The organism is Alteribacillus sp. HJP-4 (assembly GCF_042139015.1).
Taxonomy (GTDB): Bacteria; Bacillota; Bacilli; order Bacillales; family Marinococcaceae; genus JBHIKY01.
In genome coordinates, this window is sequence record NZ_JBHIKY010000004.1 from 38,227 (window position 1) to 62,555 (window position 24,329).

At 41.4% G+C, this 24,329-nt stretch carries 24 protein-coding genes; 10 read left to right on the forward strand and 14 right to left on the reverse strand.

Annotated features, from left to right (window positions below; all coding sequences use genetic code 11):
• Nucleotides 1–36: 36 nt before the first annotated feature.
• The 3 genes from ACE4RR_RS04670 to ACE4RR_RS04680 are packed head-to-tail and all read left to right on the forward strand — an operon-like array spanning nt 37 to nt 4,097.
• Nucleotides 37–1,329, forward strand: a complete 1,293-nt coding sequence (locus ACE4RR_RS04670; protein ID WP_375534244.1) for a four-carbon acid sugar kinase family protein — start codon at nt 37–39, stop codon at nt 1,327–1,329.
• Nucleotides 1,326–2,324 (forward strand): 4-hydroxythreonine-4-phosphate dehydrogenase PdxA, encoded by a 999-nt coding sequence (gene pdxA / locus ACE4RR_RS04675; RefSeq protein ID WP_375534245.1) that lies wholly within the window; start codon nt 1,326–1,328, stop codon nt 2,322–2,324. The genes ACE4RR_RS04670 and pdxA overlap by 4 nt, the downstream gene beginning before the upstream one ends.
• Nucleotides 2,325–2,363: 39 nt before the next feature.
• On the forward strand, nt 2,364–4,097 hold the full coding sequence (locus ACE4RR_RS04680) for a sigma-54-dependent Fis family transcriptional regulator (RefSeq protein ID WP_375534246.1): 1,734 nt from the start codon (nt 2,364–2,366) through the stop codon (nt 4,095–4,097).
• A gap of 15 nt (nt 4,098–4,112) precedes the next feature.
• Here the strand turns inward: ACE4RR_RS04680 and ACE4RR_RS04685 are convergent, their stop codons facing one another.
• From ACE4RR_RS04685 to ACE4RR_RS04700, 4 genes are all read right to left on the reverse strand, one after another.
• The gene (locus ACE4RR_RS04685; protein ID WP_375534247.1) at nt 4,113–4,718 is read right to left on the reverse strand and encodes a response regulator transcription factor; all 606 of its coding nucleotides are present in this window, start codon (nt 4,716–4,718) and stop codon (nt 4,113–4,115) included.
• Complete coding sequence (locus ACE4RR_RS04690; protein ID WP_375534248.1) at nt 4,715–5,851, reverse strand: sensor histidine kinase; 1,137 nt, start codon at nt 5,849–5,851, stop codon at nt 4,715–4,717. The genes ACE4RR_RS04685 and ACE4RR_RS04690 overlap by 4 nt, the downstream gene beginning before the upstream one ends.
• Before the next feature lie 628 nt (nt 5,852–6,479).
• On the reverse strand, nt 6,480–7,514 hold the full coding sequence (gene desA, locus ACE4RR_RS04695; protein ID WP_375534249.1) for a Delta(5) desaturase DesA: 1,035 nt from the start codon (nt 7,512–7,514) through the stop codon (nt 6,480–6,482).
• Between the two features lie 202 nt (nt 7,515–7,716).
• Nucleotides 7,717–8,373, reverse strand: a complete 657-nt coding sequence (locus ACE4RR_RS04700; protein WP_375534250.1) for an HAD family hydrolase — start codon at nt 8,371–8,373, stop codon at nt 7,717–7,719.
• Nucleotides 8,374–8,730: 357 nt separating this feature from the next.
• Here ACE4RR_RS04700 and ACE4RR_RS04705 point away from each other — a divergent pair, with 357 nt between their 5' ends.
• On the forward strand, nt 8,731–9,225 hold the full coding sequence (locus ACE4RR_RS04705) for a L,D-transpeptidase family protein (RefSeq protein ID WP_375534251.1): 495 nt from the start codon (nt 8,731–8,733) through the stop codon (nt 9,223–9,225).
• A 643-nt stretch (nt 9,226–9,868) separates the two neighbouring features.
• Here the strand turns inward: ACE4RR_RS04705 and ACE4RR_RS04710 are convergent.
• Complete coding sequence (locus ACE4RR_RS04710; RefSeq protein ID WP_375534252.1) at nt 9,869–10,321, reverse strand: SgcJ/EcaC family oxidoreductase; 453 nt, start codon at nt 10,319–10,321, stop codon at nt 9,869–9,871.
• A 267-nt stretch (nt 10,322–10,588) separates the two neighbouring features.
• Nucleotides 10,589–11,029, reverse strand: a complete 441-nt coding sequence (locus ACE4RR_RS04715; RefSeq protein WP_375534253.1) for an SRPBCC family protein — start codon at nt 11,027–11,029, stop codon at nt 10,589–10,591.
• A gap of 143 nt (nt 11,030–11,172) precedes the next feature.
• Between ACE4RR_RS04715 and ACE4RR_RS04720 the strand changes: the two genes are divergently transcribed.
• Nucleotides 11,173–12,000: a cytochrome P450 family protein gene (locus ACE4RR_RS04720; protein WP_375534254.1), complete on the forward strand. Its 828-nt coding sequence runs from the start codon at nt 11,173–11,175 to the stop codon at nt 11,998–12,000.
• Entirely contained in the window at nt 12,000–12,422 is a 423-nt protein-coding gene (locus tag ACE4RR_RS04725) for a cytochrome P450 (protein WP_375534255.1), read from the forward strand. The genes ACE4RR_RS04720 and ACE4RR_RS04725 overlap by 1 nt, the downstream gene beginning before the upstream one ends.
• A gap of 134 nt (nt 12,423–12,556) precedes the next feature.
• On the opposite strand, the gene ACE4RR_RS04730 is transcribed toward ACE4RR_RS04725, so the two are convergent.
• Nucleotides 12,557–13,432 carry an AraC family transcriptional regulator gene (locus tag ACE4RR_RS04730; RefSeq protein WP_375534256.1) on the reverse strand — a complete coding sequence of 292 codons (876 nt, stop codon included), beginning with the start codon at nt 13,430–13,432 and terminating at the stop codon, nt 12,557–12,559.
• A 162-nt stretch (nt 13,433–13,594) separates the two neighbouring features.
• Between ACE4RR_RS04730 and ACE4RR_RS04735 the strand changes: the two genes are divergently transcribed.
• Entirely contained in the window at nt 13,595–14,797 is a 1,203-nt protein-coding gene (locus ACE4RR_RS04735) for an NAD(P)/FAD-dependent oxidoreductase (RefSeq protein WP_375534257.1), read from the forward strand.
• Between the two features lie 142 nt (nt 14,798–14,939).
• Nucleotides 14,940–16,337 (forward strand): ATP-binding protein, encoded by a 1,398-nt coding sequence (locus ACE4RR_RS04740; RefSeq protein ID WP_375534258.1) that lies wholly within the window; start codon nt 14,940–14,942, stop codon nt 16,335–16,337.
• A gap of 133 nt (nt 16,338–16,470) precedes the next feature.
• Here the strand turns inward: ACE4RR_RS04740 and blaOXA are convergent, their stop codons facing one another.
• The 6 genes from blaOXA to ACE4RR_RS04770 all read right to left on the reverse strand — a co-directional run bounded on the left by blaOXA (nt 16,471) and on the right by ACE4RR_RS04770 (nt 21,082).
• Entirely contained in the window at nt 16,471–17,289 is an 819-nt protein-coding gene (blaOXA, locus tag ACE4RR_RS04745) for a class D beta-lactamase (RefSeq protein WP_375534259.1), read from the reverse strand.
• 306 nt (nt 17,290–17,595) lie between these two features.
• Entirely contained in the window at nt 17,596–17,838 is a 243-nt protein-coding gene (locus ACE4RR_RS04750) for a hypothetical protein (protein ID WP_375534260.1), read from the reverse strand.
• Nucleotides 17,835–18,293: a Na-translocating system protein MpsC family protein gene (locus ACE4RR_RS04755; protein ID WP_375534261.1), complete on the reverse strand. Its 459-nt coding sequence runs from the start codon at nt 18,291–18,293 to the stop codon at nt 17,835–17,837. The genes ACE4RR_RS04750 and ACE4RR_RS04755 overlap by 4 nt, the downstream gene beginning before the upstream one ends.
• A gap of 327 nt (nt 18,294–18,620) precedes the next feature.
• Complete coding sequence (locus tag ACE4RR_RS04760; protein WP_375534262.1) at nt 18,621–19,280, reverse strand: Na-translocating system protein MpsC family protein; 660 nt, start codon at nt 19,278–19,280, stop codon at nt 18,621–18,623.
• Between the two features lie 535 nt (nt 19,281–19,815).
• Entirely contained in the window at nt 19,816–20,553 is a 738-nt protein-coding gene (locus ACE4RR_RS04765) for a cytochrome c oxidase assembly protein (RefSeq protein WP_375534426.1), read from the reverse strand.
• Between the two features lie 52 nt (nt 20,554–20,605).
• Entirely contained in the window at nt 20,606–21,082 is a 477-nt protein-coding gene (locus ACE4RR_RS04770) for a DUF2243 domain-containing protein (protein ID WP_375534263.1), read from the reverse strand.
• Between the two features lie 258 nt (nt 21,083–21,340).
• Between ACE4RR_RS04770 and ACE4RR_RS04775 the strand changes: the two genes are divergently transcribed.
• Nucleotides 21,341–21,685 carry a YolD-like family protein gene (locus ACE4RR_RS04775; protein ID WP_375534264.1) on the forward strand — a complete coding sequence of 115 codons (345 nt, stop codon included), beginning with the start codon at nt 21,341–21,343 and terminating at the stop codon, nt 21,683–21,685.
• A gap of 213 nt (nt 21,686–21,898) precedes the next feature.
• On the forward strand, nt 21,899–23,359 hold the full coding sequence (locus ACE4RR_RS04780; protein WP_375534265.1) for an NAD(P)H-binding protein: 1,461 nt from the start codon (nt 21,899–21,901) through the stop codon (nt 23,357–23,359).
• A 402-nt stretch (nt 23,360–23,761) separates the two neighbouring features.
• Here ACE4RR_RS04780 and ACE4RR_RS04785 read toward each other — a convergent pair whose 3' ends face one another.
• Nucleotides 23,762–24,214 (reverse strand): flavodoxin, encoded by a 453-nt coding sequence (locus ACE4RR_RS04785; RefSeq protein WP_375534266.1) that lies wholly within the window; start codon nt 24,212–24,214, stop codon nt 23,762–23,764.
• Nucleotides 24,215–24,329 lie beyond the last annotated feature (115 nt).

The window sequence follows — 24,329 nt, forward strand, 5'->3', positions numbered from 1 at the left end:
CTTTTCCTCTCCAATTTTAGATCGAGGTGAAAGTACATGGATTTATGCATAGTCGCCGATGATTTAACAGGAGCGAATGATTCGGGTGTTCAATGTACGCAATTTGGATACCGTCCCTCCGTCGCGTTGAATGCAGGGCAATTAAATAACATGTTAAATAGAAAAGCTCTAATCATTGATACAGATTCCCGGGCCCTGGAGCCGGGAGAAGCATATAAAAAAGTCAAGGAAGCTTTAAATCCTCTTGTGAAAAATCCGCCAAAAGTGCTCTATAAAAAAATCGATTCAACCATGCGTGGAAACATCGGAGCAGAGCTGGATGCTGTCTTTGATACATTCAAGCCGGATTTTATCGCAGTAGCTCCTGGCTATCCTTCTAACGGAAGAACTGTGATAAATGGAGAACTGTTTGTCGACGGAGTATTGTTAACCGAAACAAATATATCTACCCACCCGGACCATCACTTTGAAACAGCCAGGCCGGATGCGATTATTCAGGAACAAAGCAAAAATCAGACAGTACACCTCTCCGTCCAGGAAGTGCTTAGCTCTCACCTGTCTCATAAACTTGCACAATTAAAAAAAGACGGAGTTTCATATATTTCCCTGGATAGTTCAAGTGAAGAGGATCTGCGGCGGCAAATAGAGAAGCTTTCAAATACGGCGTTCTCTATCATGCTTGCTGGTTCCGCTGGTGCTGCGCAATATCTTTCGTCTGTTTATCATCTCAAGGACACGATTGAAACCAGAAGTGAAAAGAAAAAACTGTACATTGATTCCGCATTATTTGTGATTGGCAGTATGAATAACATTAGTGCCGTGCAGCTGGAAAACCTTAAAGAGACTGGAGAAGTAAAGGAATATTTGGTGGAACCTTCAGTATTTTTTGAAGCGGACTGGCAATACAACAAAAATATCACCAGGATTCTTAATTCTATTCACGAGGAATCCTCCCCTTTTCTTCTGCTTCATCCGGACACAAGTGAAGAGTCAGTAACTCGTATTAAAGAAATCAGCCGCTCAAATAATATCAGCATGGCTGAAGCGACGCGCCAGATTGCATCCTGTATTGGAAAACTGGTTCAGCTCATTTTTCTCGTCCGGCCGTTCGATGGACTGGTAATGACGGGCGGCGATATCGCAAAAGCTATTTGTACCGCTTTGGAAAGTTCGGAATTCGAGTTACACTATGAATTCGAAAAGGGTATACCATTAGGAAAATTAAAAGGAAATTACGAACCACTTGTAATTACTAAAGCTGGAGCATTCGGAAGCAAAAATACGTTTGTCCGCATGCTTCACGCCTTCAAAGGAGAGGTGCACATATGAAAAAACAGCCCATTATCGGCATTACAATGGGAGACGGTGCAGGCGTCGGTCCGGAAATAATCGTAAAAGCTTTGGCTGACCCGAAAATTCATGAGGAGTGTAAGCCGCTCGTGATCGGTGATGTACAACGGCTGAAACAGGCTATTCTGTTATGCAATATTCCACTGAAGATCCAAAGAATTGAGTCACCTGAAGAAGCTGAATTTGACAAAAACATTATCAACTGCCTCCAAGTTGGCAAGCTGCCAGCTGACCTTCCGTTCGGCGAGCTGTCGTATGAGGCTGGAAAACATGCTTATTTATATGTTGAGAAAGCAGTTGAATTAGCAAAGAAGAAATCAATCAACGCAATCTGCACTGCACCATTAAACAAAGAAGCCTTGCAGGGAGCCGGCTATAAATACCCGGGGCATACAGAAATATTGGCTGATTTAACGAATACCGAGAATTATTCCATGATGCTGTCTGCCCCGAACCTAAAGGTTATTCATTTAACAACACACCTCGGACTGAAGGATGCTATTGAAGCGATAACACCTGAACGTACGTATCGAGTGCTTCGTTTAGCTCATGATACGCTTTTGAGAGCTGGATACGACACCCCCCGTATTGCTGTCTGCGGAATTAACCCTCATGCAGGAGAGAGCGGTCTTTTTGGATATGGTGAAGAAGAAAATCAGCTGATCCCGGGTATCGAAAAGGCAAAAAGCGAAGGAATTCATGCGGAAGGACCGTATCCGGCAGATACTCTGTTTTACAGAACAGTACGCGGAGATTTTGATATCGTCGTCGCCTGCTATCATGATCAGGGCCATGCTCCTGTGAAGGTGCTCGGACTCGAAGCAGGCGTTAACATTACTGTTGGCTTAAACCACGAGGTAATCCGTACCTCTGTCGATCACGGAACCGCTTTTGATATTGCAGGCAAAAATATTGCTGACGCAAGAAGTCTGATTGAAGCAATCGCTTCCGCGGTAGATTTAGCACCTGAATAGAAAATAAATAATTTTTCCGTCTGAAAAGGGAGCAAAATGATGAAAATAAAGGTTGGATTTATAGCACCTTACCGGGGATTAAAGGAAATAGCAGAAAAAGCTGTGCAAAAACATCCTGATATTGGAATGGAGATCATTACAGCAGATTTATATGAAGCAGTCAAACCCGCTAAATCCCTTGAACAGCAGGGTTTCCATGTCCTTGTCAGCAGAGGGGGTACAGCGCGTGTTCTTCGCGAAAATATCAACCTTCCGGTAATTGAAGTTGATGTATCCGGATATGATATTCTCCGCACTATGCTTCTCATAAAAGATTCGAAGGAACCGATTGAGTTAATTGGTTTTCCGAACGTGTGTCGTGGGGTGAAAGAAGTGGCTGGCCTGTTAGATACACATATCTCTTATCAGACGGTCAACAAGGAAGAAGAAGTTGAACAAACGGTAAGAGATGCGATGAAACGCGGAGTACAAATTATCGTAGGCGATACTGTTACAATGAAAACAGCAGAGAGGTACGGCTTGAGGGGAATCATGATAACTTCAGGCCATGAATCAATTGAGCAGGCTTTATGGCAGGCAAAGGAAGCCGCACGCTCAGTTAATCAGCACCAGCAGGTGATTGAAGGATACCATTCTTTATTGAATATTCTTCCTGAAGGCGTGGCACTTCTTGACGAATCAGGATATATTCTATATACCAATCCTGCTTTTCAAAGATTGTTTCAGTTGGAGCATCGATCAGCATTTCTTTCAGAAGCAGCACCTGAACTTGAAACCTTCCATCATGAATTGGCGGCCCATTCTTTTGCCCAAAAAAATTTCATCCATCAAGGTCGTGAACTATCCATCGAAGGAGCCCTCCTTTTTAAAGGGGCTGTCCGGAATTTCTTTTTAAAATGCAGCGATGAAACACGTTATGCCATTGAACAAAAAGGGTTATCCATCCACCCGCTTCGATCCGATATTGTTTCGTTTTCACAAATTTCAACAGCTGATGAAAGAGTAAAAGACGCGGTGGAAAAAGCAAAGCGATCAGCACACACCTCTCCTATTCTTCTCATTACGGGGGAAAATGGTACGGGCAAACGTTCGATTGCTGTGGCTCTTCATCATTTTGAGACAAATCATACGGAGAATCAATGGATGGTGCATCTCAGCAGCGACTTTGATGAAACTGCTTTTCATCGTTTAAAAGAACACCTGGGCAGCAGTTCCGGCACTTACTATATAAAGCATTGGGAAGATCTTCCAGAAGACTGGTCAGCATCATTGCTGAAGACAGCAGACCACTCGCCAGCCACCTGTATATTTGCTTCCGTTTCAAGTGCCACTGCTGACAAAGTGCGTGCATTTTTTTCTGAAGAAAGAATTCTGCACCTCCCTCCTTTGCGGGAAAGAGTGGGGCATTTAGAAGAATATATCCGATCCTTCGCGGCAAGATATAATACTTTATATGGAAAGCAAGTAGTGGGGGCAGAAAAAGCGCTTCTCACTAAATGGCGTGAATATAAGTGGCCGGGAAATCTTGAGGAGCTGCAGAGTTTTGTGCAGCACGGCGTCTATAATGCTGAAGGATCTTTTATTACAGAAAAAGATATATCCATCGAAAAACAAACAAGTGGGCTGAATATAGATCTTACGAAGCCTCTAGCAGACATTGAAAAAACGATCATTGAACTGGTGCTGGCCGAAGAGCAGATGAACCAATCGCAGGCCGCAAAACGGCTGGGGATAAATCGATCTACATTATGGCGCAAGCTGAAAAAAGATTAGCTGGTCCAAAATGTGCTATTTTGACCAGCCCTTCTCTTTATACTTTGAAATTGCTTCTATGCGGTTATTTACTTCCAGTTTATCGAGTATGACTGAGACATAATTTCGGATGGTTCCTGAAGTTAATCGAAGAGTGCCCGCAATTTCTTTGGTTGTTTTACCATCTGATATTAGTTTTAATACCTGCTCTTCCCGCTCTGTCAGAGGATTTTTACTTTCATTACCATAGGCAAGGTCAACAAGCTCCGGAGCATAAACTCGCCTGCCTTCCATAATAATGCGTATAGAATTCGCAAGATCCTCACTCGGGCTGTCTTTTAATAAATAGCCGCTTATTTCTGCTTTTCGTGCCCTCTCAAAATATCCGGAACGGGCAAATGTTGTTAATATAATAACCTTGCAAGGATAATTCTTCAATTCTTCTGCTGCTTCAAGTCCGGTTTTTACCGGCATTTCAATATCCATAATACAGACGTCAGGCTTATGCTTCATTACTAAATCCAAAGCTTCTTTTCCATCCCTTGCCATGCCGACCACTTCCAGGTCTTCCTCCAGTTCGAGTAATGAACCAAGAGCTCCTAGAAGCATTCGTTGGTCCTCGGCTATAACAATTCGTATCACATGGACCCCTCCTCTTTTATATGATGGATAACATTCGGCACTCGGAAAATAAGGGTGGTTCCAGAAGTGGATTCTATGTCTAAGCTCCCGTTTACAAACTCCAGCCGTTCTCTCATTCCTTGAAGACCATGACCCTCAACGGGTTCTTCAAAGTGAGGTATTCCCGTGCCATTATCTTGGATTTTTACGATAATTTCACTCGATGCTTGTTCAAAAAGAATGGTGCACGAGGTAGCCTGACTATGTTTGACAACATTCGTTACGGCTTCTTTCAAACACATACTTATAACATTTTCGACTAATAAAGGAATACGGTTAAATTCAGGGGTGCCTTGAATATGATACTCAATTTCTGCAGCATCCAGTATTTGCTGTACATAGATGATTTCGTCAGCCAGTTTTGTGCCTCTCATATCTGAAACCATTTCTCTTACCTCTTTAAGTGCTGTTCTTGCTGTTTTATTGATATCCTCTAATTCTATTTTGGCTTTCGCGGGGTTCTTAGTCATCAGTTTTCTTGCTAGGTCACTTTTTAACCCGATTAATGACAGCTTTTGTCCCAACGTATCATGCAGATCACGTCCAATTCGCTGACGTTCCTCTAAAATCATCAAATTGGAAATTTTTTTATGAGCCTCTTCCAATTGACCTTCGAGTTTTTCGCGCTTTAATCTATAGTTTATTGTGAAAGGCAGCAATATTACTCCAATGAAGGTGACGAAGATAAAAGGAAGCTGATAATTGATCATTTCACTCTGCCTGATAAGCATGAAACTAATGGAAGTTACCGTACTAAGGAGATGTACAATATATAAAGTTAAAAACATTATTTTATTTTGAATCCTGCCAATGAAAAATGCTAAAAAAAGTGCAAAGTAAATAAATCCAAATAGAAACGACATGGCAATACTAATGGCCATCTGTATACTCGCCCATATATAAACCGGCCAGCCTCTGGAGGTAAAAGAAAGTAAATAGGACGCAAAAAACAATAGAATCATCAGCACTCCAAAAATAAATTCTGCAGCGGAGGTAGAGCTAAATATAAAGTAAAAGGGCAATATGCAAAAGACTACCCATACATAAGAGCTGAGTCCTGTCGTTTTAGGAATAATATGATACCATTTCTGCAATGTAATCCTCCTTATCGACTTATACTTTTCATTAAGTATACCAATAAATGTATTCCTCCGTGCTATGATGAAAGGGGCTGGATCAAAAGCCCTTTACAATAAGAAAACCTTCCCAGTAGGGAGGGACAGGTTGTTGAGATAGGCTTCGCAACAACCTGTTTTTTTGGTTATTAATCCGATTATTCAGATGTTTATAGTATAATATTAATATGAATCCGCTACTGACGGAGTTTTGACGGAGCTTATTATGAAAACTCATAGATAACAAACAGGGTCTGGATCAAAAGGTTTTAAACAGCTGACGTCCTTCCAAAAATAATGGGGCTGTATCATAACTGATACTCGCCCCTTTTGCATGGTAAAAAAAAGCAGTGGACAAGTCCTTCGCTTTCCGTGGGCAGCGCTTCAGCTAACCGGGCGAAACCCGCGCCCGGCGGATCTTCAGCCGCTGCTCTTCCCACAGGAGTCTCGGACTTGTCCCCTGCTATCTTCTATTTAGGATACTACTTTTTCTATAAAAAGGGGCTTTTGCTACAGCCCCATAACTTGTTTTGGTCTGATTTTAACCACCAAAGTGGGGACTAAAATTTTTTGAAAAGACTTTTGATACAGCCCCGTTCGGTTTCTTTTATTTCTCCTGAAAACTCGTTACCTTGGATGTTCCTTTAAAAGTATAACCATTTTTCTTATTAAACCCGACAAATGATTGGTTTTTTTCATCATACAGTCGAAAACGAATCGAATCCAGGCTGGATGCGAATGTTATTGTAGTCGCTTTGTGTAAAGGCGGAGTTGATTCGTGTGCTTTTTCAAGGTGATAATTAGGAATTCTGGGGCTTAGATGATGGACATGGTGAAATCCAATACTTCCCGTTATCCACTGTATCCACCTCGGTAGTTTATAGTAGGAGCTTCCGTCGATAGCAGCTTTAACATAGTCCCATTCATCTTCATTTTCAAAGTAGGAATCCTCAAATTGATGCTGTACATAAAATAACCAAATTCCTATTGCTCCAGAAACGAATACAATTGGAAGCTGAACAATTAGAAAAGCTTCCCAGCCAATAGAGATAATTAGAAGTGTATAGATGGCGGCGATGGAAGCATTAATCAGGTATGTGTTCCATCGTTCCTTCCGCTTTGCTTCTTTTCGATTTATTCGGTTCTCTATTAAAAAGAGAAAGAACGGCCCTATCCCAAACATTATTAAAGGATGACGGTAAAGTCTGTAAGTTAATTTTTTCCATATAGATGATGTATTATATTCATCTACTGTCATCACCCATATATCTCCGGTGCCTCTTTTATCAAGGTTACCGCTGGTAGCGTGGTGGATAGCGTGTTCTCTTTTCCATTTCTCAAATGGAAAATGGGTGAGAATCCCGGTAATTATTCCAAGACATTTATTTGCTTTATTGTTTTTAAAAAAGGACATATGCGTACAATCATGAAAGATAATAAATATTCGAACCAAAAAACCTGCTGTGACAACTGCTAATCCAAGGGTCAGCCATATGGATACAGATAGGCTTTGATAGGCAAAAAACCAAAGCAGGAAAAATGGCAAAATAGAATTCACTATTTGTTTTATACTCTTCTTATTATCTGCGTTCGTGAAAGCTGCTACGCTTTTTCTTAATTCTGCTTGCTTTTTTTTACTCATGTAAGCCCCCTTGATCATCATGCTTAGTAATGCCTTACCCCTAACAATAGAGCAAGTGATGCATCAAAAGAAGTCACACATGTAATGAGCAGTATATGACACTTGTCATATCTGTGGGTGAAATCCTGCTTTGACATACCTTTAATTTTAAAGTTAATATACTCCCGCTTTATTCAACTACTTCATTTATTTCAAGAGTGGATCATGTTTCACTTATTAAGTGTACAATCTCAGAAAAATGATCGACGAGAATGTCAGCCTCATCAAGTTCCCCGCTTTTAGCATATCCGAAACTGCAGCCAATAGTAAACAGTTTATTTTCCTTTCCAGCTTCAATATCGGAGAAGCGGTCTCCGACCATCACTGCTTCGGAGCCTGCTTGCTGGGCAATCATTTTCACTACGTCAATTTTACTTTTCGTTTCATATTCCTGAGCTGAATAAATTCCTTCGAATAACAAAGCAAGGTTTTCCCGCTCTAATGCCGCCGGCACATACTCAGCGTTGCCGTTGCTTGCCACAAACATTGGATAACCCATGTCCGCGAGTTTTGTAAGACTGTCCTTTACTCCTGGTAAAAGCTGTCCTTGTCCCTTGTTAAGTTCTGATAAAATGTATCCGTCCATCACCGGTTCGAGCTTATGAAGAGTTTCATCCGAAGCGTCCGGCATAAGGCGTTGGAAGCCTTCATGAAAACGCAGGCCGATAATATCCACCTGTTCCTCCTTTGTCCAGCCTTTATCCAGATACATACCTTTATCTACTGCGTACATTAATGTATTCTCTATTGCATGGCTCAACAAGTCCCTGCTGTCAAACAACGTACCGTCCATATCAAAGATAATTGCTTTCTTTTTCATATGTCCCCTCCTTTTATTCATCCTTATAGTACTCTTATCAAATTTTACCTTCAAACAAAAAAACAGAGCCGCCTCTGTACAATCTTGTCTTACTTATTTAGTTCAAGAAGATTTAAGCTCCAGGAAGAGAGAGTTGACCCTCTCTCTCAAAAGCCACTATCGTTATTTGCGACGGTCGGCTTTCCAAGCCATCCGAGTCCAAGAACAGTTACCGTTATTCCTAATTTACATGCAGATAGATAACAATCCAGATCACTGACTATTTTTTTCACAATAAGAATGCTAAACAACAACTCACTGCTGGGCAGATGTCAGCATAATCTGTTAATAAGACGGATGCCTGTGGAGGTGAAGTTAATGATTCATACGGTAAAATCAGGAGAAACACTGTCACAAATTTCGAGAGATTACCGCACTCCGCTTCAGGCAATTATCAGCGCTAACCCATCCATCAACCCGAATGCAATTTACCCAGGACAATCTATTGTGATTCCAGGATTTCCTCCAGCAGCTTCGATTCCTTATCACATTGATGTTTCTATAAACAATCGGACACTAAGTTTGTTCAAAGTCGGCGTCCTCCAAAAACAATACCCAATTGCTGTAGGCAGAATTCTTTCCTCCACGCCGGTCGGCAACTACATTATCATAAATAAAGCACCAAATCCCGGAGGGCCATTCGGAACCATGTGGATGAGTTTATCTAAACAGCATTACGGCATTCATGGAACCAACGATCCCGGTTCGATCGGCCAGGCGGTCTCGAGGGGCTGTATCAGGATGTATAACAATGATGTTGAGGAGCTGGCAAGAACGGTTCCCATCGGAACTCCTGTATCGATTCACCCATAAAACATATCGTTACATTTTCCAAATAATTTTCAACTTCTAAAATGTACAGCTAAAGGAAAACTTAGAACAGCTTAGTATTTTGTGCGCTATTTCATCACAAATCATTGACAAAGTAAGTAGAATTCGGTAAGGTCGCAATTAAGAACATGAGTAAAAAAGCTTGTGTTTAATGCATGCTTTAGAATTGTAAAAAATTAATAAACCAACAACCGGCGGTAATAGTTAGACTATTGAGCTAATCTATAAGCTGGGAAAGGCACTTTGCCTTTCCCAGCTTTTTTTCGTCTTACTTCCCTGCCATACCACAAGTAAGAGCAGTTTTCAGTTTTACTACACACTAAAAATAAAGGGTGATGTTATATTAAGTATCTTGTCGACCATGCCGGTAAAACCGTCCACAAATCTTCATACGTAGGAAGTGGCTGTACACCTGGTTACACCTCTCCTCCAGTCAGGGAGTGGGAAGGAGTATATAACGAACGAAAAATGAAGCAATTACTTCATCAAAAGGGTTACCTCGAATGTTCTTCCTGTTTCGGTTTAGGGTTCGTGATGAAACAACGAGATTCTATTTCAAAAAGTTGCTCAAAATAAGTCATTAAAATTGTACTGAATTCACGCATCTAAAGATGCTCAAGTTTTTTTACGTTAAAATTTCCATTTTTAATTCTTCTGTCATCTGAGCTGCCAGTTCTGGGCGGCCGTGAAATTGAGCCGGAGTATTCTGGAATAAAACAATCTTCCATACTCCTTCATTTCGAACCGCAATTAACGTATGATGAGTATTTAATTCGGGATTAATACTCGTCTCCCCAGGCGGAACCATTCCTGCAATAGCATGGAGCACAGCAGCATCCTCTCCGAGACTGCGGAGGCTTTTTACTTTCGTCACATAAGGTGGTGTCGGATGTTCGGCGAAGATCAGCTCCAAGTGAGAAAGAATTTCTTTACGACCGGCAAGTTTACTTCCATCGAAGCCGATCTGCATACCATCCTCTGAGTAAAGCGCCGCCATTCCGAAGGCGTTCCGTTTATTCCACCCATTAATCAGCTCTTCATAAAGCTCTTGAATTTCAGACTCCAGTGATTGGCTCATGTTATCACCCTCCTGTATTAAACAGCGCAATTCTCCAATAAGAAAAACTCAGCATTACTTTTACTTTAATTCTAAAATAAGAGCTGAATTTCTTATAGTTCCAATATAATAATTAGTATGGTTAGTTCAGTATTACATATATTCGGGAGCAGTAATAGCAATAATACAGCTCGCCGTTTTTATACAGAAAGATCTTCCGTCAAAAATTTATTAGCTGATCGTTTTTTCAGTGGATTTTTCACCGGGAAGAAACTCTCTTATTATTAATTAAATTTCTTTTGCTTCTATTACTTTTTTTACCTCATTAAGATGGTCACCGTCCTGGCGAAGAAGCATTTTTTTCATGATCCCGTTAAATAGTCTCATTACCCCCCTGCTTTCTATAGAACATGTCAATGTGAGCTCGCTCCCTTCTTCATGGGCTTCAGTGTGATAATAATAGGTTATTTTCATCCCGGTAAGCTTTGAAGTGAAAGCTACCTCCCGCGGCGGCTTATAATGGCTTACCTCAATGACTGCAGATGCCTGCCTTTTACCAATTTTTCTAGTTTCTCGATAGCGGGTTCCCGTAGAAATATCGTTGGATGTGAGAATTTCTATTTTTACGATATCTTTGATATAATCCGGAGCATTTGTCGGATCACTAATAAAGGAAAATACTTCTTCCGGGGTTTCGTTGATGATTTCTTTTTTTTCAAAAGCATTCATTGTCTTTTCCCCTTTTTTCTAAATGTAATTAGTAACTTAGGCACTCTTTGTCAAAATTCCTTTTTATTTCTCACATTTCGCGTGTTTAATCCATGGAAATTGAAGGTATCATAAGAAGCAGCGAAAAGAGGAGGAGAGAGTTCATGAGAGTTAACGTACCTAAGGATAAGGGACTGGATCATTCTCTGGCATTATGGAGGGAAGGCTACGAATTTATACCAAACCGTGTGCAGAAGCACCATTTTGATGTATACGAAACGAAGGTACTAGGTGAGCGGACAGCCCTTTTGAGCGGAGAAGCGGGAGCAAGGCTATTTTATAACACCAACCGAATGCAGCGCAGTGGCGCGCTTCTTCCTAATTTTGTCCTGAAAACGTTATTTGGTGAAAATGCAATACAAACGATGGATGATACTGCACATGAACACCGGAAGTTATTGTTCATGTCACTTATGACTGCTGAAGCGCTTGAAAGGCTTTCTGAGATCACAACCAAGCATTGGGAAGATTTCACCGCGAAAGGAAAGAAAGATATCGTCTTATATGAAGAAGCTTCAAAAATACTTACCCGCACCGCTTGTGAATGGGCAGGTGTGCCGATATTAGAAAAGGAAGTGCCAATGCGTACGAGGGATTTTCTTTTAATGATTGACGGGTTCGGCGTACTCGGGTTAAAGCATCTCGAAAGCAGACGGGCACGCTCTCGTACAGAAAAATGGATAGAGCGTCTCATACTGGATGTAAGAGCCGGGAAACTTCAGGTCGAAAAAGGCACTGCGATCTATGAGATGTCAAGCCACCGAGATCATCAAAATAAGCTTCTCAATCCAAGAATGGCAGCTATTGAACTCAACTCATTAATACAGTGCGCCCGGCCGTCGCGATCGCAAAATTTATTACATTTGGTGCGACAGCACTGGAAAAATACCCGGAAACTAAAACCTGCCTTTCTCAGGGAGACGAAGAGTTAATGATGTTTGTACAGGAGGTGCGGAGATTTTTTCCATTCGTTCCTTTTCTGGGGGCCCGATGCCGCCATGATTTCAAATGGCAGGAGTATCCGTTTGAAAAGGGACATCTCGTACTCATTGATATTTATGGAACCAACCACGACCCACGAATTTGGGAGGAACCGAATTTCTTCCGTCCCGGTCGATTTAAAGACTGGAACGGTGGGATGTTTGACTTGATCCCACAGGGGGGAGGGGATTATTACAAAGGTCACCGCTGCCCTGGGGAACAGGCCACTATCGAAATATTGAAAGCAAGTCTCCGTTACCTGGGAAATAAAATGGAGTATGAAGTGCCTAAGCAGGATTACAGTTACAGTCTCCGAAAAATGCCATCTATACCGAAAAGCGGATTCAAAATGAAAAATGTAAAACGAATTTAAAAAGTTTCGCACCTGATTTAAAAGGCGTAAGCGTCAGCCTGTCTCCAGCAGCTGCGACCGGTAATGCCGGACATTGATTCTGCTATATGCTCAAAAAAGCTATTGTGACAGATAAATCACAATAGCTTTTTCAATCATTGTTTCTTACTAACAGGAATCCATATCTCGCTCTCAAAATCTGGCGCTTCATAATCACTGTGTGCATTCCAGAGAATTTCAGGGCCATCTACATGCTCATAGCCTGATGAAGGAAACCATTCAGAATATATTCTGCCCCATATCTCCTGAAGTGCGGCGGGGAATGGTCCTATTGCTTCAAATACTGCCCAGGTCATAGCAGGAACTTCGAGTTGGTCAAATACTTCCGGTGCTGCCATAGTGGTTGCTGCCCCGATATAGTGATCCAGCTCTCCATGATTATCCTCTCTCCCCTCTGAGAAATTAGTGGAAGCGTTAATCATTCCCGCAGGCTCAATGTTAGACAACTGCTTAATCTGGTCCTGCTCCTTTTTGCTTAAATTTCTCCACATATTTTCAATTTCGGGGTTCACTCCATGGTATAATAATGTAACTCTTTTTTTCCTTCCGACGATTTTAAATGCATCTTTGCTTACGATTCGATAATTCATTTCTTCTCCTCCTTGGATTGAAAGCTGGAAGGTCATGGGAGGATATGCCTTAAGTGTTGTGCTGTCACTTCTGGCCTGGGTTGGAGTAAGTCCATGCATTTGCTGAAATGCCCTTGTGAACGCATCCGGTGATTGATATCCATATTTCAATGCAGCATCAATTACCTTCATGCTGTAATCTTTCAAATCAAATGCTGCGAGTGTGAGCCGTCGGCGCCGAATGTACTCAGACAGCGGGACCCCGGCTAAAAAAGAAAACATTCTTTTAAAATGATATTCTGAACAGCGCGCGCGCCTCGCGACCTCCTTAAAATTAATATCATCCTCAAGATTTTCTTCAATATAGACGAGTGCTTCATTCATTTCTTTCAGCGAATCCAAGTAACATACCTCCCATAACACTTTCATACTAGCAACTACACCATGAAGAGAACCGACAATGTGTGCACCAATCTGCCGGATTACTCCTTTATCTCCGTCACATAAAGTCAGTTGGAGAAGGAAATACTGTAAAAAGAAATTTTTTGCAGAAGGAGGCTTATCATGGATTTACTGCATGGAAAATTGTATTGGCCGGCTACTCTTCCTGCTCCCCCTTCCTATCCGGTACTAGAAGAAGATATTTCTTGTGATGTGCTTATTATCGGAGGTGGATCGTCTGGTGCACAGTGCGCTTTTGAACTGGCACAAACGGGTCTGGACATCGTTGTCCTGGAGAAAGATCTTATCGGTTCCGGCAGCACGAGTGCTAATACTGCGCTTCTTCAATACCTTGGGGATAAGATGCTGTTTGAGCTTGTAAACAGCTTTGGAGAAGAAAAAGCGATATTACACACTAAGCTCTGCGAAAAAGCGATTGACAAAATCGAAGAAGTCTCCAAAATACTTCCGATCGATCCGGATTTCAAGAGACGCGATAGTCTTTATTTTGCAAGTGGCGGCTTTGGTTCAAACAAACTTCTTCACGAAAATTTTTATTTAAAAAAACACGGATTTAAATCTGAATTATGGTCGGAGGAAAATATAATCCAGCACTATCCTTTCCGGAAGCAGTCTGCACTTTATTTATATGATGATGGAGAAATTAATCCATTTAAATATACACACGGTCTTCTTCAGTATGCAAAAAAGTATGGTGTCCGCATATATGAAAATACACCAGTCAATGGGAGAAAGCGAGATACTGACGAAATCACTTTTTTCACAGAAAACCACCATTCGATTCGTGCTAAGTATACGATTTTTGCAGCTGGTTATGAAGGGCTGGAATGGAAAAAAGAGAAAAACAGTGTGTTATCAAGCACATACGCGGTCGTTACAACTCCCGTGGAGGATTTATCTGACTGGTACAAGCGCACGCTTATTTGGGAGACGGCAAGGCCATATATTTACATGCGCACTACTCCTGATAACCGCATTATCATCGGCGGTCTGGATGAAAAGACTAATAATGCAGAGAAACGTGATGCAAAACTCATCCATAAAAAAGAAAAATTAATTACCGAATTTAATCTGCTGTTTCCCATCACTCAGGTAAAACCGGATTATTATCTTAGTGCCTTTTACGGAGGTACTCATGATGGATTTCCGGTTATCGGACAATATCCTGAGTTTCCGAATTGTTATTTTTTATTTGCTTATGGAGACAACGGTCTCGTTTACAGCGGTATAATGGCTGAAATTCTTCGCGATGTAATCACATCTGGGTCCAGTACCATGCTTTCACTTTATCAACAGCGCAAATAATTCTTTAAAGAGGACCGCTTTCAGCGGTTTTTTTGTTTGCAGGATGAAGTGATGGGGTAAAGTTCTAGAAAACCAGCATAGGAAATACTTCCTCTATTTTCTTCCCCCGCCACCGACTTCAAACAGCGCAGAGGTGATAAACATGAGTCGTTTCGATCAATATAGTATTTCTCCGGTGTTAAATAATATCGGTGAAAATATTATCATTACTGATGATGAGTTTACCTTCATATGGATGAATGATTATACCGATCATCTTTTTCACAAGCTCCGGGATTCTCTCCATCTCCAGTCAAAAGAAGAGCTTATTGGGAGAAGTCTTCACTTCTTTATTTCTCGCTCAGACCAAAAATTGCTCGAACACACAGACTTTCCCCGTGATATTCATACAATTTTTATGGATTATTTCCAATTTACCATTACTATAGATGTTTTCTACGGACTCGAGGACGGGAAGGGTTATATTTTAACCTGGAAAGATATCACTGACTATGAAAATAAGATCGCAGATGTCACAAGGGCACTTGATGAATCCTCGATTTTTGGTGTGCTTGATGAAAACCAACGATTTACTTATGTAAACGACCGCTTCAGTGAGATTTCCAAGTATTCCTGTAAAGAATTGCTTGGCCATACCCCGGCTCTGCTTAAACGAAATACTAAGGAGGATGAGTGTCAATACAAACATCTTTTGCTCACGACAGAACAAGGGAAAATATGGAAAGGTGAATGTCAGAATAAAGCGAAAGATCAGTCAACGTATTGGGTCTACACAACAGTTGTCCCAATATTAAAAAAAGACAATAAGCCTTCCCGCTATATGATCATTCAACAGGATATTACTCGCGAAAAGAAAACGGAAGAATTACTGCAGCGCACAGAAAAATTAACTGCCATTGGCGAGCTTGCTGCTGGAGTAGCGCATGAAATCCGCAATCCCCTAACAGCGATCAAAGGGTTCACTCAGCTGCTGGAAGGCAATCCGCAATACAAGCAGGTTATGCTCGATGAAATCGACCGTATCAACTTAATTGTGAATGAATTTATGCTTCTTGCCAAACCTCATGCACTTAAACTGAAAACGAATCAACTGGCATCGCTGCTAAGCTATGTAATCTCCTTTATGGAATCGGAAGCCAATTTAAAAAATGTCAGTATTCATAAACGTTTTGACGATGAAAACTTGATGATTGAATGTGAAGAAAACCAAATCAAGCAGGTTTTTCTAAACCTCATTAAAAACAGCATTGAAGCCATGCCTGATGGAGGTAACATATATGTGCACCTGCGTAAAATCAATGGCAACGCAGAAGTGGCTGTAACTGACGAAGGGGACGGGATCCCAGAGGAGTATCTTCATAAACTCGGAGACCCCTTCTTCACGATGAAGGAAGGGGGTAACGGACTCGGTTTAATGGTGAGCTATAAAATTGTATCAAATCATAAAGGCTTCATTCATGTAAACAGTGAGCCTGGTAAAGGAACTACATTCATCATCCTATTTCCGCTTACAGTAAAGCAGGAAGGACAATTGATTTAAACCTGTTGGAAAGGAAAGATGCCCTCTATGATAACTATTTCCATTTCCTGTTGAGCACATAATGAGTTTGCCCAAAGTCCTTTCCCAAAACACGAATAAACACCCTGTTCCTTGAAGAATAGGGTGCCTTCACTTATTCACCGCTGATGCGGTAATAATTGTCCAAAATGTTTCTTGTGATTTCTTTTGCTTCCTCCCCAGATCCGTCTATATTTGTTACAAATACGTATGTGCGCTTGCCGCTTTCAATAAAGCCAGTGTACCATCCTAAGCCGGAATCGGATAATCTAGTAGCCGTTTTTCCATAGATTGTATAGCCCTCGCCTTCCTCTTCGAGCATCATACGTTTCACTGTTTTCATTACATCATTATCAAACGGAAGTTTCTCTTTATGGAGAGCTTCCATAAAATCTGCCTGCTGAAGTGGGGTGATCTGCATGGAGCTGTCGAGCCAGAATCTGTCAATCCCGCCGCTGATATCCTGATTCCCGTATTCGATTTTATCTATCCATTCCTGCATTCGCTCCTCTCCTATATGTCTGGCCATATCCTGGTAGTACCAGACGACAGAATGCTTCATCGCAGAGCCTAATGTATGGTCCTCATTCCAAATGGGAAAATCCCGCACTACTTTATCCCATTCTTTTATATGATATTCATCCCGCACCGCCTCTACCTGCAGTCCGATCAGCGCATTCACAGGTTTGAATGTCGATTCCGGAGTAAATTCCTGCTGCGCTCTCTTCTCATCGTAGACAAAGGTTTTTCCATTATTTACATCTCGTAAGACAAAGGTCCCGTCCTTTTCATAAAAAAATTCCTCCACATCAAGTTTGTTCATATTAACTTTTTCATTCACAGGTCCTGCTGCCGCAGGAATCTGACCATTAATTATTACATTAGCAATGCCTAATAACAGAAGGAACGCCAACAGGTACAACCATTTTTTCAATCAGCTCACCTCATAAATACTTTCATAAGTAATTGTATATTAAAGTAAGTTCGCTGTTTTCCTAAAAATTCCTATCGACTATCTACCTAAACTTAATGAAATTGATTCTTTTTAGTAGAAAATAAAAAACTCTCTATCTTTTAATAACAGTTAATTTTCAAATAAAAGGTAAAGTTTGTGAAAAGAGTAATGGGAGGCTCACCCTTTCTTCAAGAATAGATTGGGGAATTTTTTTCAACAAAAAACCGAAAAGGACCATGTCCTTTCCGGCTTATGTCTGGCTCTATTGTCCAGCTCATTTCTGCCCTATGAATGGTTCGGTTTTAGGATGAAAATAATATAGCTCTTATCGAGGGTAAAATCCCAATCCACGAAAATATCTATTACAAGTGTACTTAAAATAGTTTCAAACACCTTAGGATCCAGCAGACGCTTTTCGAGCCTTCTTTTACTGAGCCGCAGCGGCTCACTGAACCCTGAACGGATTAATTCTTTTTCAATTTCTACAAGTATTCCCTGCCTGTCTACCACAAGCGTTCGTGAATTCAAATAAAGAGAATCAGTCTGCTCCGGTTTTTTTCTGCGTCATTGCTTACTTTGTTGATTTCCTTGTGAATTTCCTCTTTATGAGAATAATCCGCATAGGAGTGATTTCTTTCTTCTTCACTATCTTCTTTGATTACTCCCAAAAGCAGGCCGGTTCTGTTTTTTAAAGACCAATCATAATAAAGATTATCTACGTTAATGCCTGCGGTAACCCGCAGGGTGGCTTTTATTTCCGGAATGAGCTCCTGCATTAATAAATCGCGGGTCTCTTCAATTTTCATAAATTTATTTTGTTTTATCAGCACTTGTTCCATAGGTGCTAAAAAGTCTCGTAAATAAATCGTGATAAATGGATCTTCAATGGATACATATACCGAAGATGGTCCCTTCCCGAACGTATCCCGGAACAGCTTTCCTGTATAGCTTGCTATTTCAGCTTGAACAGACGTCTTTTCCATTAGCTTCATTCCTTTTTCCTAGATTTCTAAAAAAGTACAATCTATTACGGTCATGAATCAACTTCCACTCAAGCTCCGTTATTAAACACAGTATTATCAAATTTCGTTCCACTAAAAAAAGCCAAAAAAGGATCAAGCTCCAAATTTGGCTCATATTCTGACGCTAATGTCCAGCTCATTATCTCCAAGATGTTATTACGTTATATTCTCAAGAACTTTCATTATTAATTCAATACCTGTTTGTGGAAAAAGTGTTTATCCATTTTCCCAGTCATTACTCTAACGCTGGCGAGATATTTTTAAAAGAGGAAAGCTCGACTTTATTTATTAATGATATGGAGAGGTCATAAAAACGATAATATTTTTTGTCCCTTCTTCATTCCAAATGTTAAAAATATCTTGAACTGCTGCTCCCATTATTTTTGAAAAATAGTTTTTCGTAATGTCCTGACTTGCAATGTTATTTTTTTCATTTCCCTGATACCCCGCTCTGCCGGCAAGCGTGATTCTTGAATTTACTCGTTTGATGAATACATCTTCAGGATCGGCCGGAGGATACTCCCACAGTTTTTGTATGTCTTTTTCAAGCAAAGAATAAATAGGCTGATCAGCTGTTTTAAGAAACAAAGACTCCCAATTCAATCCAACAATGAGGCCCGACTTTTGGTCAAAATTCCAATCAACATAAAATGAGAATCCCTCTGTATCTAGTTTCTCCTGAAGACAGAGTTCAAGTTTAGCAAGAACCGGCCCCATAATACTTTTTCGTAACGACGCTAAAGCCTCGTTTCCTTCTTCTTCAAGCAGCACCTCTTCAATTGGAGATAAGAAGTTCCGTATATGGATGAGAATATGAGACGGAGCAAGCGTCACATATACTGATTCCGGCCCTCTTCCAAAATGATCTCTTAATGTTCTACTTGTATAAGAGGCGATCTGCTTCTGCTGCTTCATCACATTGTCATCAATAAAATCTTTTTCGACCATTGTCTTCTTCCTTCCTAGTTCATGTAAAGTATCAATTTTTTATGCTGAATAGATAGCAATATGGAAGATATTCAATGTATAAATCCAGCTTCAAATGTAGGGCTGGCTTATCTCCCACTCTTTTGAACACCCATAAATCCTCTTTATGTAAAAGCTTTGCTTCGGCAGAAAATCTCAAATGCCCACTGGGCAAGGCGGATTCCCATCTATTCGGCTACATGAGCTCTGTTACCGGCTGCAAAAGGAGCCAATATCTCAGTCTCCTTTTTTAAAGAAAAAATTTTGCACAAATACAAAAAAGAGCTGGAAAGGGCAGGATTCCCTTTCCAGCTCATACATTAGCTCTATCGTCTACATATTTCCGCCGGATACATATTCGATTTTAAAAACCAATTCTTATGTAAAAGCTACACATTTTGGAATAGCTTCAGAAATAGTGGTTACCCAAAATACTGCACATTGAAACCTAGTAAAAAGATTTTTGAGGATCTTTTTACTAGATTATCACATTTTCCTTAACTATAACATCTATTGTTTATTTTTGAGCCGGTAAATCAATTCCATGGCGGACATTCCGTTCCCGCGGCTTCGCGGAACGGTACCAGTGAAGACAAAGAATAAAAATTATAACAAGATCAATAACATCACCGCCATAATACATAAGCATACCGCCATTTTCTGCCTGAGCGGAAGACACTCCCGCGGGAGGATTTGCGTACACAAATTTAGATAATATTCCGTGTCCCGCAAGTGCAAGTAGTAAAACAACTCCCCTGTAAACAAAGCTCTTCCGATGAGGCGCCGGGTCAATATAAATAATTGAAGCAGTAAACAGCAGGCCTGCGGTAAACACATGCATATGGATTAATAAATGAAGTATTGTATATTGGTGCATTGCCTCGTAAAGAGAGGTCGTATATAAAATCCATAATCCGCCTATGTTGAGGAGAGCAGCAACCGCTGGATGTGTAAAAAAACGAACAGGCATGCTCTTTAACATCCGGCTCAGTTTACGGGCAGCAGTTACCGGAAGTGTTCTCAGAAAAAGAGTCATCGGTGCAGCCATCACCATGAAAAGTGGAGCAAGCATTCCAAGCAGCAGATGACCAAGCATATGAATTGTAAAGTCCATATGCGCCTGACGTGCGAGTGGTCCTGCTACTGCAGCAATTGCACAGCAAACCCCGACAATCCAAAGAATGATCCGGTACCATGGCCAATGTTTCTGCTGATGCATTGACATGACTGCTGCAGCAACATACACCCCTAACATCAGCGCGAAAGGCAGAGCCATCATCAATTGAACAACAGCCCCCGGTCCGTGGTCAGCGGCCATTTGAGACCTTACTAAACCTTACCCGACGCCTTGTCTGCATCAACAGGATAACTCCGGCTATAATCATGGCGCCCGCAGTGATATTCCATACGAGGTCATAGATAATGACATTCTCGACATAACGGATTTGATGGATCCTCATAAGCTTATGCTGAACGATTCCATCATACAGCTGAAATATACCTGCCCCAAGGAGGATGCCGCCAGCCCACCGCCTGGGCCAAAAACCTCTGCGCCGGCGGAGGTCCGCAAATAAAAAGAATCCTCCCACAGTCGCAAACCAGCTGAACGCATGAAATAAACCATCTGAAACGAGGCCAATCTCTGTGGTCGACTTATCATAAAAATGATGCCAGTGCAGCAGCTGATGAAAGAGTGTTTCATCTAAAAAAGCCACAATTCCAAGGCCGCATAATATGCCGGACCAAAGATTGCGCTTCGCAAAGTTATATCTGTTGGATTCCACGAATGATGGCCTCCTTCATTGATTCTTTCAATGAAAATTTTCCCTTTTATGAATGCTCTGTAAACCTCTTTCCAAGCTGATAGAGAACAAAAATAAATATCGCAGGAAAATAGTCAGGGCACATTAAAAATTTTTTCCAGTCCTTAATAGTGTGAGAAAAGGCATTCTCTTCCCACTTCCCAATATATACCAGTTTTAAATACTCAGTTTTCGTTTATAACGGGAACAAACATTCTATATTATGGAGGTGTCGATTCTATGGTGAATAAACTAACAGCTGAATCGAATTTACGATGGGAAAGCATGAGGATGATTCTTCCTGAATACAGGGAAAAATGGTTGGATGTTCTAGGAATTAAAAGGAAAAGAATGAAACCGTCTGTCGATGAACAGCAGTGGCAGGAATTTGAATGGCTGCTGAAAGAAGCAATGACCACAGACCTGGAATTAACGTTCACGTTTTGGAAAAATGGATATTTTCTTGAAACTTCCGACCGCTGCACGTGGATTAATTCTTCCCAGGGTTTACTTCATATCGAAAAGAACGATGAAGTGATCTTTATAATTGCTGAACATATTGCCGATATCAGGAGATCAGAATGACAGATCACGAGGAGCTGTTAAAATATTTGGAGCAGCGGATTAAAGAATTGAGCTACAGATCACCCTCCAGCCATGACGATTCTCTGATCTCCCTGGGAGGAAGGCTGGCAATTCAGGAAGTGAAGAAAAGCGAAAAATCACAGAAGTCGAGGTCTTTTAAACTAAACAAAAAAGGGTATATGTCTGGAACATCAATTATGGGAGTGAGACAAGATGGAAACAAAGACCAAGAAGCGCCCGGTCATCGCGTTAACCGGGGCAAGCGGATATATCGGAAAGAATCTATTAGAACAAATAACTGATTTTGCAGATGTGATTGCACTTTCCCGCCATGGTGAAGCTCGTAATAATACAGCGCATGTTGAGTGGCGTTCCTGTGATTTATTTTCAATGGCCGATGCTGAAAAAGGACTGGAAGGAGCTGATATTGCTATTTATCTTGTCCATTCCATGAAGCCATCCGCCAGATTGACACAGGGAAGCTTTGAAGATATGGATGTCATACTGGCCGATAATTTTGCCCAGGCGGCGAAAAAAAACAGAGTGCAGCAGCTCATTTATTTAAGCGGGCTGATTCCAGAAACGCCTGACTTATCCCGGCATTTGCGGAGCCGCTTAGAGGTCGAGGAGATCCTTAAGTCATATCAGATTCCCGTTACCACCATCCGTGCCGGCCTTATCGTCGGCCCAAAAGGTTCTTCTTTTCCTATACTTGCCCGGCTGGTAAAACGCCTGCCGGTGATGGCTCTCCCAAAGTGGACCCGTACGAACACTCACCCAATCGCCCTGGAGGACGTTCTTATCGCTCTCAGAAAAAGTATCGGCAATCAATCGGTATTCAGTCGCTCCATTGATGTAGGCGGACCGGACATATTAACGTATAAAGAGATGATGAAACAAACGGCCGAGGTCATGGGAAAAAAAACAAAAATGATAAATCTCCCACTTTTAACGATCAATCTTTCCAGACTGTGGGTGAGCCTCGTGTCGAATTCTCCGAAGGAAACCGTATATCCTCTCATTGAAAGTCTGATTCATCCGATGACCGCTAAACACAAAAACATGGATAAAGAGATCAGCTATGGCAAAATTCCCTTTAAACAAGCAGCCCGCCAGTCACTGGAAACCGGAAAGAAGGAACAGAGCAGCAAAAAATCTCCTATTTCAGCCGCAGCACCACCAGATATACAGCAGGACGTCCGCTCTGTTCAGCGCATCCCACTTCCGAAAGGGAAATCTGCCGAATGGCTCGCGCATCATTATATAAACTGGCTCGAAAAACTTACAGCACCATTTCTTACGATTCACACCGCTCCGGTAAAAGAGGGGCTGGTTACTATTTCTTTCGGTAACATTCCACTGCTTTCCCTGCAATACGCTACAGAACGAAGCAGCAGCAGCCGAACACTATTTTATATCACCGGCGGAGCTTTTGAGAACAAACAAAAAAATGAGCGCGGCCGCTTAGAATTCCGGCAGATTCCAGGCAGGCAGGAATGTATTGTTGCCATCCATGACTACATGCCGTCTCTGCCATGGTTTATTTATAAATATACTCAGGCAAGGGTGCACTTGTTAGTTATGTACTTTTTTCGCAGGCACCTGCAGAAATATATGCAGGAGAATAAATCAGAGATGGAAGAGAGGCCCGTACTCATTTCTCTGAATTTCTGATTTTGAATGTCTTCATTCTGCAAGCTATAGTGAAGTCATGCAAGGCATAACTATGGCTTTAAGTTAATTCTCCCAAGCAGCGGTGTGCGTGCAGGAGATCCGTTATTCCATCAAATTTTACTCTTATTGAATGGCTTGCGGACATCAGGTAAGTTATTTGCCTGAATGACGGAAAATTGGGCTTACTTTTCAACCGATAACGAAACACTCATGGCCGGGAGAGTCATTAAACCAGGTTGTTTGGAGCAAATAGCGGACGCATTGTGCAGAGAACCAGCCACGGCTGCCTCGCAGCACTTTCTAAGAGGTAGTTCCTCTTCAATCAGCTGTGTAAGCAGCATAAACTTATACATGTGAAACACGAACGCCACAGCAGGACGCTTTTGAAGATGGTAGCTATGTTTATGTTGAGAGCTGCGATGCAAAGGCTACTGCAAACTCCCGGCACCGTTTCACGTCCTGCTCTTCAGGAGTCAGCTCCACCTTTAAATTCTCTAAAACAAGTCTTGCTCCGCATGATTGAAAACGCTCTCCGAAGGTGTCAATTGCTCCTCCATATATCGGGTACATCGAATCGCAGGAACCAAATACTCCTGCTGTTTTCCCCGTTAAATCAATCTCCTCCAGATCATCATAAAATTCTTCAAATTCATACGGTATGTCTCCGTCTCCCCATGTGTAAGTTCCAAGCAGAATCCCATCATATGAAAGAAGCTCTTTGGGCTGAACCTCATCCATATCTATGTGATATTTCGTAACCGAATGACCGCAGGAGGTTACGTTCTCCTCGATAATTTCAGCCATTTCCTCCGTATTTCCGGACATGCTTGCAAACAAAATAATAATCTTAGCCACCGTTTTCCTCCCCCTTCTTCCATTACATTGTCAATGTTAAATGATAATGATTATCATTGTCAAATAAAATTCGGCAGACTAAAGCCCTGAAGTGTTTTTGCTTTCTTCAGGGCTT

Bases quoted from the DNA above. Each gene is read 5' to 3' on its own strand.
- ACE4RR_RS04670 (WP_375534244.1), top strand. From the start codon at position 37: ATGGATTTATGCATAGTCGCCGATGATTTAACAGGAGCGAATGATTCG.
- pdxA (WP_375534245.1), top strand. From the start codon at position 1,326: ATGAAAAAACAGCCCATTATCGGCATTACAATGGGAGACGGTGCAGGC.
- ACE4RR_RS04680 (WP_375534246.1), top strand. From the start codon at position 2,364: ATGAAAATAAAGGTTGGATTTATAGCACCTTACCGGGGATTAAAGGAA.
- desA (WP_375534249.1), bottom strand. From the start codon at position 7,514: ATGAGTAAAAAAAAGCAAGCAGAATTAAGAAAAAGCGTAGCAGCTTTC.
- ACE4RR_RS04700 (WP_375534250.1), bottom strand. From the start codon at position 8,373: ATGAAAAAGAAAGCAATTATCTTTGATATGGACGGTACGTTGTTTGAC.
- ACE4RR_RS04705 (WP_375534251.1), top strand. From the start codon at position 8,731: ATGATTCATACGGTAAAATCAGGAGAAACACTGTCACAAATTTCGAGA.
- ACE4RR_RS04710 (WP_375534252.1), bottom strand. From the start codon at position 10,321: ATGAGCCAATCACTGGAGTCTGAAATTCAAGAGCTTTATGAAGAGCTG.
- ACE4RR_RS04715 (WP_375534253.1), bottom strand. From the start codon at position 11,029: ATGAATGCTTTTGAAAAAAAAGAAATCATCAACGAAACCCCGGAAGAA.
- ACE4RR_RS04720 (WP_375534254.1), top strand. From the start codon at position 11,173: ATGAGAGTTAACGTACCTAAGGATAAGGGACTGGATCATTCTCTGGCA.
- ACE4RR_RS04725 (WP_375534255.1), top strand. From the start codon at position 12,000: ATGATGTTTGTACAGGAGGTGCGGAGATTTTTTCCATTCGTTCCTTTT.
- ACE4RR_RS04735 (WP_375534257.1), top strand. From the start codon at position 13,595: ATGGATTTACTGCATGGAAAATTGTATTGGCCGGCTACTCTTCCTGCT.
- ACE4RR_RS04740 (WP_375534258.1), top strand. From the start codon at position 14,940: ATGAGTCGTTTCGATCAATATAGTATTTCTCCGGTGTTAAATAATATC.
- ACE4RR_RS04755 (WP_375534261.1), bottom strand. From the start codon at position 18,293: ATGGAAAAGACGTCTGTTCAAGCTGAAATAGCAAGCTATACAGGAAAG.
- ACE4RR_RS04760 (WP_375534262.1), bottom strand. From the start codon at position 19,280: ATGGTCGAAAAAGATTTTATTGATGACAATGTGATGAAGCAGCAGAAG.
- ACE4RR_RS04765 (WP_375534426.1), bottom strand. From the start codon at position 20,553: ATGTTAGGGGTGTATGTTGCTGCAGCAGTCATGTCAATGCATCAGCAG.
- ACE4RR_RS04775 (WP_375534264.1), top strand. From the start codon at position 21,341: ATGGTGAATAAACTAACAGCTGAATCGAATTTACGATGGGAAAGCATG.
- ACE4RR_RS04780 (WP_375534265.1), top strand. From the start codon at position 21,899: ATGGAAACAAAGACCAAGAAGCGCCCGGTCATCGCGTTAACCGGGGCA.